Annotated in this window: 13 protein-coding genes; 9 read left to right on the top strand and 4 right to left on the bottom strand. The window is 32.2% G+C overall.

Annotated elements, in window-relative coordinates; translation table 11 throughout:
* The first annotated feature begins 84 nt into the window (after positions 1-84).
* The 5 genes from RSE15_RS03060 (at position 85) to RSE15_RS03040 (ending at position 6,737) form a co-directional block, all read left to right on the top strand.
* Complete coding sequence (locus RSE15_RS03060) at positions 85-1,368, top strand: anthranilate synthase component I family protein (RefSeq protein ID WP_324069519.1); 1,284 nt, start codon at positions 85-87, stop codon at positions 1,366-1,368.
* Positions 1,369-1,411: 43 nt separating this feature from the next.
* Positions 1,412-1,768, top strand: a complete 357-nt coding sequence (locus RSE15_RS03055; RefSeq protein ID WP_324069518.1) for a four helix bundle protein — start codon at positions 1,412-1,414, stop codon at positions 1,766-1,768.
* 32 nt (positions 1,769-1,800) lie between these two features.
* On the top strand, positions 1,801-3,108 hold the full coding sequence (tilS, locus tag RSE15_RS03050; protein ID WP_324069517.1) for a tRNA lysidine(34) synthetase TilS: 1,308 nt from the start codon (positions 1,801-1,803) through the stop codon (positions 3,106-3,108).
* Positions 3,108-5,117, top strand: coding sequence for a protein-disulfide reductase DsbD family protein (locus RSE15_RS03045; protein WP_324069516.1), 2,010 nt, complete (start codon positions 3,108-3,110; stop codon positions 5,115-5,117). Before tilS ends, RSE15_RS03045 begins: the two co-directional genes overlap by 1 nt.
* A gap of 84 nt (positions 5,118-5,201) precedes the next feature.
* The gene (locus tag RSE15_RS03040) at positions 5,202-6,737 is read left to right on the top strand and encodes a YifB family Mg chelatase-like AAA ATPase (protein WP_324069515.1); all 1,536 of its coding nucleotides are present in this window, start codon (positions 5,202-5,204) and stop codon (positions 6,735-6,737) included.
* On the opposite strand, the gene RSE15_RS03035 is transcribed toward RSE15_RS03040, so the two are convergent.
* The 4 genes from RSE15_RS03035 to panB all read right to left on the bottom strand — a co-directional run bounded on the left by RSE15_RS03035 (position 6,729) and on the right by panB (position 10,174).
* Complete coding sequence (locus RSE15_RS03035; protein ID WP_324069514.1) at positions 6,729-7,118, bottom strand: SET domain-containing protein-lysine N-methyltransferase; 390 nt, start codon at positions 7,116-7,118, stop codon at positions 6,729-6,731. The genes RSE15_RS03040 and RSE15_RS03035 overlap by 9 nt on opposite strands.
* Before the next feature lie 175 nt (positions 7,119-7,293).
* Positions 7,294-8,646, bottom strand: a complete 1,353-nt coding sequence (locus tag RSE15_RS03030; RefSeq protein ID WP_324069513.1) for a hypothetical protein — start codon at positions 8,644-8,646, stop codon at positions 7,294-7,296.
* A gap of 11 nt (positions 8,647-8,657) precedes the next feature.
* Positions 8,658-9,353, bottom strand: coding sequence for an RluA family pseudouridine synthase (locus tag RSE15_RS03025; protein WP_324069512.1), 696 nt, complete (start codon positions 9,351-9,353; stop codon positions 8,658-8,660).
* Positions 9,354-9,355: 2 nt separating this feature from the next.
* A complete protein-coding gene (gene panB / locus RSE15_RS03020) occupies positions 9,356-10,174 on the bottom strand; it encodes a 3-methyl-2-oxobutanoate hydroxymethyltransferase (RefSeq protein WP_324069511.1) in 819 nt (272 codons plus the stop codon).
* Positions 10,175-10,300: 126 nt separating this feature from the next.
* On the opposite strand from panB, the gene nhaD reads away from it, so the two are divergent.
* The 4 genes from nhaD (at position 10,301) to RSE15_RS03000 (ending at position 13,873) form a co-directional block, all read left to right on the top strand.
* Positions 10,301-11,587, top strand: a complete 1,287-nt coding sequence (gene nhaD, locus RSE15_RS03015) for a sodium:proton antiporter NhaD (RefSeq protein WP_324069510.1) — start codon at positions 10,301-10,303, stop codon at positions 11,585-11,587.
* A 9-nt stretch (positions 11,588-11,596) separates the two neighbouring features.
* Positions 11,597-12,037 carry a YybH family protein gene (locus RSE15_RS03010; RefSeq protein WP_324069509.1) on the top strand — a complete coding sequence of 147 codons (441 nt, stop codon included), beginning with the start codon at positions 11,597-11,599 and terminating at the stop codon, positions 12,035-12,037.
* Between the two features lie 89 nt (positions 12,038-12,126).
* On the top strand, positions 12,127-13,197 hold the full coding sequence (locus tag RSE15_RS03005) for a sensor histidine kinase (protein WP_324069508.1): 1,071 nt from the start codon (positions 12,127-12,129) through the stop codon (positions 13,195-13,197).
* Positions 13,190-13,873: a response regulator gene (locus RSE15_RS03000; protein WP_324069507.1), complete on the top strand. Its 684-nt coding sequence runs from the start codon at positions 13,190-13,192 to the stop codon at positions 13,871-13,873. The genes RSE15_RS03005 and RSE15_RS03000 overlap by 8 nt, the downstream gene beginning before the upstream one ends.
* Positions 13,874-13,880 lie beyond the last annotated feature (7 nt).

Genomic DNA, 13,880 nt, shown 5'->3' with positions numbered 1-13,880 from the left:
TAAAAACCGTGCCAAATTTTAACATTTGAACCATTTTTCAACAACTATTTTTTTGTTGTACTTTTACGAAGTAAATTTTCCAATTTGAGAACAGTAATTACAAAAGATATTTCGCAGCTTCCTGACTTTAAAAACCAACTTTTGCATTGGTCTAACCAACACAGAGAAGTTGTTTTTTTAGATTCGAATCAGTATCATCAAAAGTATTCGAGTTACGATGCAGTTTTGGCGGTAGATGCTTTTACTTCGATTAAAACCGATTACGAAAATGCGTTTCAACATTTGTATCAGTACCAAAGTCAAACGAAAGATTGGTTGTTTGGTTACTTATCCTACGATTTAAAAAATGATACCGAAACTTTACATTCCAATAACTTTGATGGATTAGCATTTCCCGATTTGTTTTTCTTCCAACCTAAAAAGTTGTTTCTAATCAAAGAAAATCAAGTCGAAATTCAATATTTACGAATGTGCGATGACGAAATAGAAACTGATTTCGAAGAAATCATTTCAACAAAATTCATCACCCATCATCCATCATCCATCAGTATAAAACAACGAATCCCAAAAGAAAACTACCTTTCCAAAGTTTCTAAAATGCTCGAACACATTCACCGTGGCGACATTTATGAAGCCAATTTCTGTATGGAATTTTACGCCGAAAATACTGAAATTGAACCTTTGGAAATCTATCAAAAACTAAATGCAATTTCCGAACCACCATTTGCGGTGTACTTCAAAAATAATTTTCAGTATTTACTTTCCGCTTCACCAGAACGTTATTTGCGAAAAGAAGGAAATAAAGTTATTTCCCAGCCGATCAAAGGAACAGCCAAAAGAAGTTTCGATTTAGAACAAGACGAACAATTAAAATCTGATTTAACTCAAAACGAAAAAGAGCGTTCAGAAAACATTATGATTGTAGATTTAGTTCGAAACGATTTATCGCATACTGCCACAAAAGGAAGCGTTCAAGTGGAAGAATTGTGTCAGATTTATACGTTTAAGCAAGTTCATCAAATGATTTCGACAATTGTTTCAGAAGTAGAAAATACCACTTCACCTATCGAAATTCTAAGAACAACTTTTCCAATGGGAAGCATGACTGGTGCACCCAAAATTTCGGCTATGCAAATCATTGAAGAATTAGAAGAAACCAAACGAGGATTATACAGTGGAGCAGTAGGTTATTTCACTCCAAATGGCGATTTCGATTTCAATGTCGTAATTCGAAGTATTTTGTATAATTTGGAAAATCAATATTTATCATTTTCTGTTGGAAGTGCTATTACTTCTCAAGCCATACCAGAAATGGAATACGAAGAATGTTTATTGAAGGCAAAAGCGATGTTTGAGGTTTTAAGATAGGGAAAAGTAAAAAGGGATTAGGGAAGAGTAAAAAGCAATAAATATGAAAAGTTATAGAGATTTAATAGTTTGGCAAAAATCGATGAGTTGGATTACATTAGTTTATTCTCTAACATCAAAAATTCCTGAAAGTGAAAAATTTGGATTGATTTCTCAAATTAGGAGAAGTTCAGTTTCTATTCCTTCAAATATTGCTGAAGGTTATGGAAGAAATTACAAAAAAGATTATTCAAGATTTTTACAAATTGCGAGAGGTTCTTTATTTGAATGTCAAACCCAAATAGAAATTGCAATTAATCTAAAATTTATTTCTGAAGAAGATTGTAAAGAAATTAATGAATTGTCAATAGAAATTGAAAAAATGCTAAATTCGCTAATTAATAAATTGGCAGATAACTAATCCCTAATCCCTTTTTACTAATTACTTTATTAATGCTTACAAAATTCCAACATCATATCGAACAAAATTTCGCCCAACTAAAAGACAAGAAATTGCTTTTAGCAGTTAGTGGTGGTGTTGATAGTATGGTTTTATTGGATTTATTTTACAAGTTGAAGTTTGACATTTGCATAGCGCATTGTAATTTTCAATTGCGTGGAAAAGAGAGCGATGCAGATGAATTGTTAGTTAGAGAAATGTGTCAAGATGGATATATTCCTTATTTTATAAATTCGTTTGATACGCTCGAATTTGCTAAAGAAAATAAACTTTCTATTCAATTAGCCGCTCGAAAGTTACGTTATGATTGGTTTCAAGAACTTTTATCGGAAAATAAATTAGATTACTTGGTTACTGCGCATCATTTAGATGATAATGTAGAAACGTTTTTAATCAATTTTACTAGAGGAACTGGTTTGGAAGGTATAACAGGAATTCCAGTGCAAAACGAGAACATCATTCGACCATTATTACCTTTTTCAAGAGACGAAATTGAGAATTATGCCATAGATAATAAAATCCAATGGCGAGAAGATTCGAGTAATGCTTCAGACAAGTATTTTAGAAATAAATTACGTCACAATATTGTTCCCACTTTAAAAGAATTGAATACAGGATTTTTAGATTCGTTTCAAAATACCTTACATCATTTGCAACAAGCAGAATCTTTGGTGAACGATGCTTCTAAATTGGTGTTTGAAAAAGTAGTAAAAGAGAAGGGAAATCAATTAGAGATTCATTTGAATTCATTGCTTGAATTCCAAAATTACAAAGCGTATTTGTACCAATGGTTGAAAGCATTCGGATTTTCAGCTTGGAATGATATTTATGATTTGGTCGAAGCACAATCAGGAAAACAAGTGTTTTCTGAAACACATGTATTATTGAAAGATCGAGAGAAATTACTCCTTTCCGAAAGAAATTTAATAAATAAATCGGAAGTTTTTATCATTGAATCGATAGAAAGCAAAGTTAATATTCCCTTAAAACTTATCTTTTCAAGGTTTTCAGGAGATAAACATGTGAATGCAAATTGTATATTTGTAGACAAGGATAAAATTAATTTTCCACTTACAATTAGAAAATGGCAAGAAGGCGATTATTTTTATCCTGCTGGAATGAATGGAAAAAAGAAATTGAGTAAATATTTCAAAGACGAAAAATATTCGCTTTTAGATAAAGAAAATCAATGGTTATTGTGTTCGGAAGACCAAATTATTTGGGTAATCGGAAAACGAGCAGACCAACGTTTTATTGCAACAGAAACAACACAACAAAATATAAAAATAGAATCAGCCTAATGAAAAAATTAGTTTTAGTATTCACCTTATTATTTTCCTTTTTGGGATATTCTCAAATTTTTAATCCAGTAAAATGGTCCTCTAAAGTTGAGCAAAAATCAGACAATGAATTTGTTTTAGTGATGGATGTGATAATAGAAGACGAATGGCATTTGTATTCGCAATTCACGCCAGACGGAGGTTCGCAACCAACCGCTTTTACGTTTAAAGAATCGAAAGGAAATTATCAATTGGTTGGAAAAACCAAGGAAAGTCCTTATAAAAAAGTGTTTAATGATATTTTTGAAGTAGACGAATATTATTTCGCTAAAAAAGCTACTTTCAAACAAACGATTAAAGTTACTAATCCCAAATTAAAAACGATAAAAGTATATGTAGAATACCAAGTTTGTAAGGAACAATGTATTCAAGGCGATAACACTTTCACGTTTACTTTGCCAGAAATTAAAAAAGCTGCGGTGGAAACTGCAAGCGATGTAGTTACAGCAGATTCTTCTTCAGTTGCTTTAGATTCTTCCTCAGTTGAAAGTTCTGAAGTAGAGAAAAATATAAAAGAAATTGCTCCGACTTCAGCTCCTAAAGAAGAGAAAAAAGGATTATGGGCTATTTTCTTTTTAGCTTTCTTCGGAGGTTTTGCTGCTTTGTTAACACCTTGTGTGTTTCCAATGATTCCAATGACGGTAAGTTTCTTTACCAAACAAAGTAAAACAAAAGCAGAAGGAAAGAAAAATGCCATTTTATATGGAGTTTCGATAATTCTTATTTATGTAATCCTAGGTTCATTGGTAACAGGAATATTTGGTGCAGATTCATTAAATGCGCTTTCAACGAATGTTTGGTTTAACCTAATTTTCTTTGGATTATTAGTGTTTTTTGCGACTTCATTTTTAGGAGCATTCGAAATTGTTTTACCTAACTCTTGGGCAAATAAAGTGGATCAACAAGCCGATAGAGGAGGTTTCGTAGGAATCTTATTTATGGCGTTAGCATTAGCAATTGTTTCTTTTTCTTGTACGGGTCCAATTGTTGGTACTTTATTAGTTGAAGCGGCTTCAAAAGGAGGTTTAGCTCCAATCATTGGAATGTTAGGATTTTCATCAGCATTAGCTTTGCCTTTTATGTTATTTGCGATGTTCCCGGGTTGGATGAATTCGTTGCCAAAATCAGGTGGTTGGTTAAATACCGTTAAAGTTTCATTAGGTTTCTTGGAATTAGCTTTAGCATTTAAATTTTTATCTAATGCCGATTTGGTAGTACAAGCACATTTATTAGAAAGAGAAGTGTTCTTAGCTATTTGGATTGCTATTTTTGGAACTTGGGCAGTCTACCTTTTTGGAAAATTAACATTACCACATGATAGTCCGTTAGTTCATTTATCTATTGGACGTTTATTTATGGCAGTTTTTGTCACAATATTTACAATTTATTTAATTCCAGGATTATGGGGTGCGCCTTTGAAAATTATTTCAGGATTTCCACCGCCAATGACTTACAGCGAAAGTCCAAATGGAATAGGAACTTCTGGTGGAACTTCAACAGCAGCTATAGATTTACCAGAACACGCACATTCAGGTCCGCATGGAATTATTGCTTTTCATGATTATGAAGACGGTTTAGCTTATGCGAATAAAGTTGGGAAACCAATTTTATTAGATTTCACTGGTCACGCTTGTGTGAATTGTAGAAAAATGGAAGATTTTGTTTGGTCAAAACCAGAAATTTTGTCTCTTTTAAAAGATAAAGTAGTTTTAGTTTCACTTTATGTGGATGATAAACGTGAATTACCTAAAGATGAGCAATATGTATCTAAAGAAACTGGTAAAGAGATTATAACCATTGGAAACAAATGGAGCGATTATCAAATTACACGATATAAAAATAACGCACAACCATATTACATTATCCTAGACAGTGATGGAAAGGATATTACTCAGCAAATTGGTTATACGCCAGACGCAGCTGTTTATAAAAAATGGCTAGAAGACGGCATATCAAAATTCAAAAAATAAATCAAATCCCGAGTAATCGGGATTTTTTATTTCAAAAACTTTTCTATATTTGCATCTATATAAGCCAATTAAATAGTATAAGCCATGTTAGTAAAAGTATTCGGTAGCGCCGTTTTTGGCGTTGAAGCCACCACCATTACGGTTGAAGTAAATATTGATAAAGGAATCGGCTACCACTTGGTAGGTCTTCCAGATTCCGCTATAAAAGAGAGTAGTTATCGCATAGCTGCCGTACTAAAAAACAACGGGTATCAATTGCCCGGAAAAAAAATCACCATCAACATGGCTCCGGCCGATTTACGTAAAGAAGGTTCTGCGTATGACCTTACTTTAGCAGTTGGTATTTTAGCAGCATCTTCACAAATTAAGTCAGAAGATATTCACAACTATGTCATTATGGGTGAATTATCACTCGATGGCGGTTTGCAACCCATAAAAGGAGCTTTGTCAATAGCAATTAAAGCCAAAGAAGAAGGTTTTAAAGGGTTAATTTTGCCTTTTCAAAATGTGAAAGAAGCCGCAATTGTTGCCGGACTCGATGTGTATGGAGTAGAAAATGTGTTGCAAGTCATTAATTTTTTCGAAGGAAAATCAGACTTGATTCCCACTACTATTGACACCAAAGAAGAATTTAATAAAACCTTAGATTTCCCAGAACACGATTTTTCCGACGTTAAAGGTCAGGAAGGAATTAAACGCTGTATGGAAATTGCTGCTGCAGGCGGACATAATATAATTTTAATTGGTCCTCCAGGTTCAGGAAAAACAATGTTAGCCAAACGTTTGCCTAGTATTTTGCCACCAATGACGATGCGTGAAGCTTTAGAAACCACCAAAATTCATTCCGTAGCAGGAAAGACCAAAGATGTCGGTTTAATGGCGCAACGCCCTTTTAGAAGTCCGCATCATACGGCATCGAGCGTAAGCTTAGTTGGTGGCGGAAGTTATCCACAACCAGGTGAAATTTCGTTAGCACACAATGGTGTTTTATTTTTAGATGAATTACCCGAATTTAAACGAGAGGTTTTAGAAGTCATGCGTCAGCCCTTAGAAGATAGGGAAGTAACAATTTCAAGAGCTAAATTTACCATTACCTATCCATCATCGTTTATGTTGGTGGCAAGTATGAATCCAAGTCCGGGCGGTTATTTTAATGATCCGAATGCACCTGTGAGTTCTTCACCAATGGAAATGCAACGGTATTTAAGTAAAATTTCTGGACCTTTATTAGATCGAATTGATATTCATATTGAAGTAACGCCCGTTCCGTTTGAAAAATTAACCGAAACTCGAAAAGCAGAAAGTAGTACTGAAATTAGAAAAAGAGTTACCAAAGCAAGAGAAATACAATCACACCGATTTGAAAACAATGAATACATACATTACAATGCGCAAATGAGTAGTAAACTAATACGCGAATTTTGTATTTTGGATGAGGTTTCCTTACAATTGCTAAAAACAGCTATGGAACGATTGAATTTGTCTGCAAGAGCGTATGATAGAATTTTAAAAGTTGCAAGAACTATAGCCGATTTAGAAGCTTCAGAGGCAATTCAATCGCATCATATTGCGGAAGCGATTCAATACAGAAGTTTGGATAGGGAAGGATGGTTAGGATAAATTTTTACCATGTTTTTTCCAATATTTTGCACCATAGCTACAAAAAATTTCACCACCTGATTTAATTTTTTTTGTAGCTATGAGGCAAACATTATCTTCATCATCTAAAGTTATTTTGGAATTGTTTTTGAATTCTAATTTTGAAAAAGCTTCAGCATCATTTGCATATTTAGCGAAACATTCAGAATGCATAGCATCTAAAATGCTTCCATCTAACATGTTCATAAAATATTTGTCGTTTCCTAATTGTGCTCTTTTTTCAGCTTCAATTTCCGTTAGAATTTCACCTTTAAAAAAGGAAATTATTTCATCTTTGTATATATCAATAGCAGAAAACAAACCTTTTCCAGCATTTGTTATTTGAGAATCTTGAATGTACAAATAATCAGACTCAAGTGCTTCAATTGAATTCGGTAATTTTTTCAGATGGAAATTGTTAGAGTTAAATATTTAAATGAATTGCCTAAAATTAGCATTCGACTTTTTTGTATAAAATGGTCTAATAGTTGAAATTACAAATCAAATTCTACATTTTGTAAACAGATTTTACAAATGTTTAAAATCCGAAACGAACCCCTAAATAGAAATCGGCTTGTTTCCCATCACTTGCCAATGCAGAAATAGCACTGTTAGATCCAATAAAGAAACCAGCTAATCTAAATCCTATACCACTTGTAAATCCTGAAATTTCATTAGCAGCAAGAGGTGCATAGGCTTCAAACCAACCTGATGAAAATCTAGGAATTAAGGAATATGAGTTTTGAGTTGTTGTAATATCACTTTCAGTATCATCTGAAATTTTTTGATTAATTGTTCCTGTAACAAACCATTTTTTGTGAAGACGTAAATCTGCATATGCATTAATTACGGTAGGTAACTTAATTTTTACATCAGCACTGCTAGAAGTTGTTTGTAAAATACCAGCATTAGCAGGATCATTTAATATGGCTTCAATTTCTTCCATACTTTGTACGTTTTCAAACTGATTTATGTCTAAACTTTCAATTCCATCTATATTCAAGGAATAATTTTTACTTAAATTATTGTCAGATTTAAACGTCATGGCTCCTAAGTTTTTTATAGAAAGTCCAGTATTTAATTTATAACTGTTAGCATCATTTTCATCCTTTAATCTATAGTTAAATCCTAAGTCAAAGGCATATCCATTGATTCCTTGTGAGAAAAATTCATTATAATTACCTTGGTCAGAGAAGTCATTTGCTAAAACTCCAGCATAAGAGATGTTAATGTTTGCACTTGCATTAATTAAAGAAATATCACCAAAATTATTTACCAAAGTTCCGTTTAAATTAGAAGCAGAAAAGTTAGCATACGCACCTGGAAATAATAATCTTATATTAGTACCAACGTTGATTTTATGTTTAGGAGAATCCATAAGATTTCTTGCAATATTAAAACTTAACTCACCCCAAGTAGTAGCATTTAAACGTTGATTTTCGTTTGAAGATAGATTTGTTTGTGTAAACAAATTGCTTAAACCACCATTGCTAATTGCTTCTCCCAATTCATTATCAACATTTACTGCATTTGCTTTTAAATAAGCAGAAGAATTTAAACCAAAACCCCATTTTCCTTTTTTGAAGGCAAAGGAAGGACCAAAAAATTGTGTATCTAGTCGTAAGTTTACGGGGTCGTTACCTTCAAATAATTTATCTTCAATATTATCGTCACTAGTTAAGTCGCTTATTGATAACTTATTATTAGCCATTGCCACAGAGAAGTTAAAAACATTTACTTCATATTTTGTAGTCATATTTGCTAATTCCGCAGGGTTATTTGCAGCACTTAATAATCCACCTCTTTTAGAAGTAGAAATTCCACTAAAATGTTCTTGAGAAAAAACCGATATCGAAGCAATTAACGAAAATGATAGAATAATTTTTTTCATGGTATGTAAATTTAAAGTGAGTTCCAAATACTATCGTTAGGGGTTGATGCTTTAAATATAATAATTTCTTTTGAAACTGGATGTGTTAAAACTAATTTTTTAGCATGAAGATGAATTCCTCCATCGGGATTACTTCTATCGAAGCCATATTTTAAATCGCCTTTTATTGGGCAACCTATGGCTTGTAATTGCGCTCTGATTTGATGATGTCTACCCGTGTGTAAATCAATTTCTAACACAAAATAATGGTCTAATTTTTTTATGATTTGATAGCTTAAACTAGCTTTTTTACTCTCGGGAACTTCTTTTAAATGGGCTTTTGAGGTATTGTTTTTAGTATTACGCTTTAAAAAATGTACTAAAGTATCCTTTTCTTTAGGAGGCATTTTTTTAACAACTGCCAAATATGTTTTTTGAGTTTCTCTATTTTTAAAAGTTTCATTCAAACGTGTTAAGGCTTTAGAAGTTTTAGCAAAAACCACAATTCCGGTAGTTGGTCTATCTAAACGATGGACAACACCTAGAAAAACATCTCCTGGTTTGTTGTATTTTTCTTTGATGTATTCTTTAACAACTTCTGAAAGTGGTTTATCCCCCGTTTTATCACCTTGAACAATATCGCCAACACGTTTATTGACAACTATGATGTGGTTGTCTTCGTGAATAATTTGTAGGTTGTTTTTAGTGGAAATTTCTTTCGTAGACACAATTAATATTGTTCGTTTGAATTGGGAAAATCTTCTGATTTTACATCGGTTACATATTGACCAATTGCTTTTGTCATTTGATCATATAAGTCTAAATATCTACGTAGAAATCTTGGACTAAATTCATTGTTCATCCCTAACATATCGTGAATAACTAATACTTGTCCGTCAACACCGCTGCCCGCACCAATGCCAATTACAGGAATTGAAATGCTTTTTGCTACTTGTTCTGCTAATGCAGCTGGAATTTTTTCTAAAACAAGAGCAAAACAGCCTAGTTTTTCTAACAATTTGGCATCTTCTAATAATTTTTCGGCTTCTGCATCTTCTTTGGCTCTAACGGTATATGTACCAAATTTGTATATAGATTGTGGCGTTAATCCTAAGTGTCCCATTACAGGAATTCCAGCATTTAATATTTTTTTAATTGAATCTTTGATTTCACTTCCACCTTCTAATTTAACGGCATGTCCACCGCTTTCTTTCATAATTCGGATAGCAGAGCGTAAGGCTTCTTTAGAATCTGATTGGTAGCTTCCGAAGGGTAAATCAACTACAACCAAAGCTCTTTCACTAGCTCTAACTACACTAGAGGCGTGATAGATCATTTGATCAAGTGTAATTGGAAGCGTAGTTTCATGTCCGGCCATTACATTACTCGCAGAATCACCAACTAAAATTACGTCAACTCCAGCAGAATCTACAATTTTTGCCATTGTAAAATCGTAAGCAGTTAACATGGAGATTTTTTCTCCATTTTCTTTCATTTCAATTAATGTTTTTGTCGTAATTCTCTTGTAATCTTTCTTCGCTACTGACATTATTTTTAATTTTAAAAAAAACAAAGGTACTAAATGTTATTTGCTTTTTAGTTTAAAAAAAATAATTATCAAATATTAAATTAAAGTTAAATTAATGTTTTATTTTTGTGTTTTAAATACAAAAAAATGATATCTATCTTACTTTTAGTAGCAATTTTAGGCTATTTGTCTGTTATTCTTGAATCTCCTATAAAAATTAACAAAACGATTACTGCTTTACTTACTGGAACAATATGTTGGGTGGTTATTGCCTCATTTAGCCATGATGATCAACATTTAGTTACCGAAAGATTAATGGAGTATTTTGGAGAAATTTCAGGCTTGTTAATTTTTTTAATGGGTGCTATGACTATTGTTGAGTTAATAGATATTCACAAAGGTTTTACGGTTATTACAAGAAGAATTAGAACTACATCAGTTTTAAGATTATTATGGATAGTTGCATTTATCACATTCTTTCTTTCAGCCTTATTAGATAACTTAGCTACTGCAATTATTATGGTGACGCTTCTAAGAAAGTTAATGCCTAAAAGCGAAATTAGAATGTTATTAACAGGTATTGTTGTAATTGCAGCCAATGCAGGAGGTGCTTTTAGTCCTATTGGAGACGTTACGACAACTTTATTATGGATTGGTGGTCAGGTTAGCTCTTTTGGAATTGTAAAAGCGTTGATTTTACCTTCAATTATGGTTTTATTAGTTCCGGTGATTATAGCAAGTTTTAAAATGAAAGGTTTTGCTGTTCTTCGTGCTCAAGTTTCTATGGCTCAAGTGAGACAGGAAGAAAAAATGAGAGGAAGTGTGAGTGTGTTTATTGCTGGTGTAGTAGGTTTAGTTATGGTACCTGTTATCAAAACATTAACTGGTTTACCTCCCTTTATAGGGGTTTTAATTTCGCTATCAATGGTCTCATTGGTTTCGATTATGTATCATAGAAATAAAACACAAGAAGAAAAAGATAAATTTTCGGTTGCTTATGCTTTAACCAAAGTAGATGTAAGTTCTATACTATATTTTATGGGTATTTTATTAATGGTATTTGCTTTGCAAGAAGTAGGTGTTTTGAAAGAAATGGCTACCTTTTTAATTACGAATTTACCAAATACAAATTCGATGGTTATAGCTATTGGTGCCTTATCATCAATTGTGGATAATGGAAGTTTAGTTGCTGCTACTCAAGGAATGTTCTCACTTGCAGATTACCCAATGGATCATACATTGTGGGAGTTTATTGCTTTATGTGCTGGAACGGGTGGTAGTATGTTGGTTATTGGTTCTGCTGCTGGGATTGCGGTTATGGAAAAAGAAAAAATTACTTTTATGTGGTATTTAAAAAAGATAACTCCTTTAGCTGTAGCAGGTTATATTGCTGGAATTGTAACTTATTTGGTTCAAGTGCTACTAATGCATTAAACTAAATTTATGAGAGCTAAACTTTTTATTCTTTTTATTCTTCTATCAAATTCGATATTAGCACAAGAAATTTCTCCTAAAAAAGTAATTGATGATTTTTTTACTGCTTTTCATGCCAAGGATACTACTGCTTTAAAGCAGTTGTGTCATGAAGATATTGTAATGAAAACAATTGCTAATACTAAAGAAGGCAATAAATTGGTTGAAGCACCGTTTCAAGATTTCTTAAAATCGATAGCTACAATTCCGTCTAATATGAAGTTTTTTGAAAAATTAACCGATTACAAAGTAGAAATAGATGGTAATTTGGCACATGTTTGGACGCCTTATGAGTTTTATGTGAACGATACTTTAAGTCATGTAGGAGCCAACGCATTTACGCTTTTTAATGATAACGGCAAATGGCAAATTATTCATTTGATTGATACTAGAAGGAAGAAATCTTTATAAAATCTTTATACTTATTAGTATTTCTTTTATACACTATTTACAAAACCCAACTTATCTTTGCCAAGTAATTCAATGGTAAAGTTTAAAACGTGTTTAGTAGAACATCAAATCCGAACAATCAATATATTTTTAGCACAGTATTAGTAGTGCTAATTTCGCTTGTTTGCTTTGCTTTTAAAGAGATTATTGGTTATAAAGTTATTGCCTTTATTCTGTTGGTTACCGTTTCTTTTGTAGCCATGTTTTATAGAATTGTTCCCACATTATTATCAGCTGTTTTAAGTGCTTTAATTTGGAATTTCTTTTTTATCAAGCCTTATTTTACTTTTCATATCGGAAATACTGAAGACCAATTTATGTTCTTTATGTATTTTGTAATTGCTTTAATAAATGCGGTTTTGACATTTAAAATTAGACAAATTGAACGAATAGCAAATGAAAAGGAGTCCAAATTAAAATCTATAAAACTCTACAACACCCTTTTAGATAGTTTATCTCACGAGTTAAAAACGCCTATTGCTACCATTATTGGTTCGACCGATGCACTTCAAAGTAATGCAATTATGACTGATAATCAGAAGGAAAAATTATTGGAAGAAATTTCAATTGCAACACTACGATTAAACAATCAAGTAGAAAATTTATTGAACATGTCACGATTAGAATCAGGCGTTATAGTTCCGAGAATGGATTGGGTGGATGTAAATGAAATTGTATATGAAGTTATTCGATCACTTCAAATTAAATCCTATTCACAAAAAATTGAAGTTAATGCCACTGAAATTTTCCCGTTATTCAAATTAGATTACGGATTAATGGAGCATGTAATTTATAATTTATTAAATAATGCTATAATTTACACACCTCAAAATAGTAATATAACAATCGATTTATCCCAAAATGAAGATACCTTGCAAATAGTAATTTTAGACGAAGGAAATGGTTTTCCAGAAGATGAAATTTCTTTTGTTTTCGAAAAATTTTACCGACTTAAAAATTCACGACCAGGTGGTTCTGGGATAGGATTATCAATTGTAAAAGGTTTCGTTGAAGCGCAAAACGGAACAATATCTTTAGAAAATAGTGTAGAAGGTGGAGCAAAATTTGTAATCCAAATTAAAACTGAAGTTTCAAAATTTAATCCGATAGAAAATGAATAAGCGCCAAATTTTAGTTATTGATGATGAAACACAAATCAGAAAACTTTTAGAAATTACTTTAAGTACAAATGATTTTGAGGTGAAATTAGCAGAAAATGGCTTACAAGGCATTCGTTTCGCGGCCACTTTTCAACCTGATTTGATTATGCTTGATTTGGGTTTACCCGATGTTGACGGACAAAAAGTGTTGCAACAATTGCGCGAATGGTATTTGAATCCAATTATGATTTTATCGGTTAAAAGTGAGGAATCGGAAATTGTAAAAGCATTAGATAATGGAGCAAATGATTATTTAATTAAACCATTTAGAACACAGGAATTATTAGCAAGAGTGCGTTCTCATATGAGAAACCACATCAAAGAAGCCTCGGAACCAGTGATTAGTTCAACTAATTTTTCGATTGATTTGATTGCCCGAATCGTTAAAGTAAATAACGAAGAAGTCAAATTAACTCAAACGGAGTTTAATTTATTAGCCATTTTGGCAAAAAACGAAGGAAAAGTATTAACACATCAATACTTATTAAAAGAAATTTGGGGAAAAAGTTATAGTGATCAAACACAATATCTACGAGTATTTGTAGCACAATTAAGAAAAAAAATTGAGAAAGATGCCAATCATCCGGAAATGATTCTCACCGAAAGCGGAATTGGTTATCGATTTATTCTGACATAAAAAATCA

Source organism: Flavobacterium sp. (genome assembly GCF_035195345.1).
Classification (GTDB): Bacteria; Bacteroidota; Bacteroidia; order Flavobacteriales; family Flavobacteriaceae; genus Flavobacterium.
Note: the sequence above shows the minus strand (reverse complement) of the source record. Positions and strands in the feature narration are given on the sequence as shown.

Excerpts from the sequence above, each read along its gene's own strand:
- RSE15_RS03040 (WP_324069515.1), top strand. The coding sequence starts at position 5,202 with ATGTTAGTAAAAGTATTCGGTAGCGCCGTTTTTGGCGTTGAAGCCACC.
- tilS (WP_324069517.1), top strand. The coding sequence starts at position 1,801 with ATGCTTACAAAATTCCAACATCATATCGAACAAAATTTCGCCCAACTA.
- RSE15_RS03055 (WP_324069518.1), top strand. The coding sequence starts at position 1,412 with ATGAAAAGTTATAGAGATTTAATAGTTTGGCAAAAATCGATGAGTTGG.
- RSE15_RS03030 (WP_324069513.1), bottom strand. The coding sequence starts at position 8,646 with ATGAAAAAAATTATTCTATCATTTTCGTTAATTGCTTCGATATCGGTT.
- RSE15_RS03000 (WP_324069507.1), top strand. The coding sequence starts at position 13,190 with ATGAATAAGCGCCAAATTTTAGTTATTGATGATGAAACACAAATCAGA.
- nhaD (WP_324069510.1), top strand. The coding sequence starts at position 10,301 with ATGATATCTATCTTACTTTTAGTAGCAATTTTAGGCTATTTGTCTGTT.
- RSE15_RS03045 (WP_324069516.1), top strand. The coding sequence starts at position 3,108 with ATGAAAAAATTAGTTTTAGTATTCACCTTATTATTTTCCTTTTTGGGA.
- panB (WP_324069511.1), bottom strand. The coding sequence starts at position 10,174 with ATGTCAGTAGCGAAGAAAGATTACAAGAGAATTACGACAAAAACATTA.
- RSE15_RS03010 (WP_324069509.1), top strand. The coding sequence starts at position 11,597 with ATGAGAGCTAAACTTTTTATTCTTTTTATTCTTCTATCAAATTCGATA.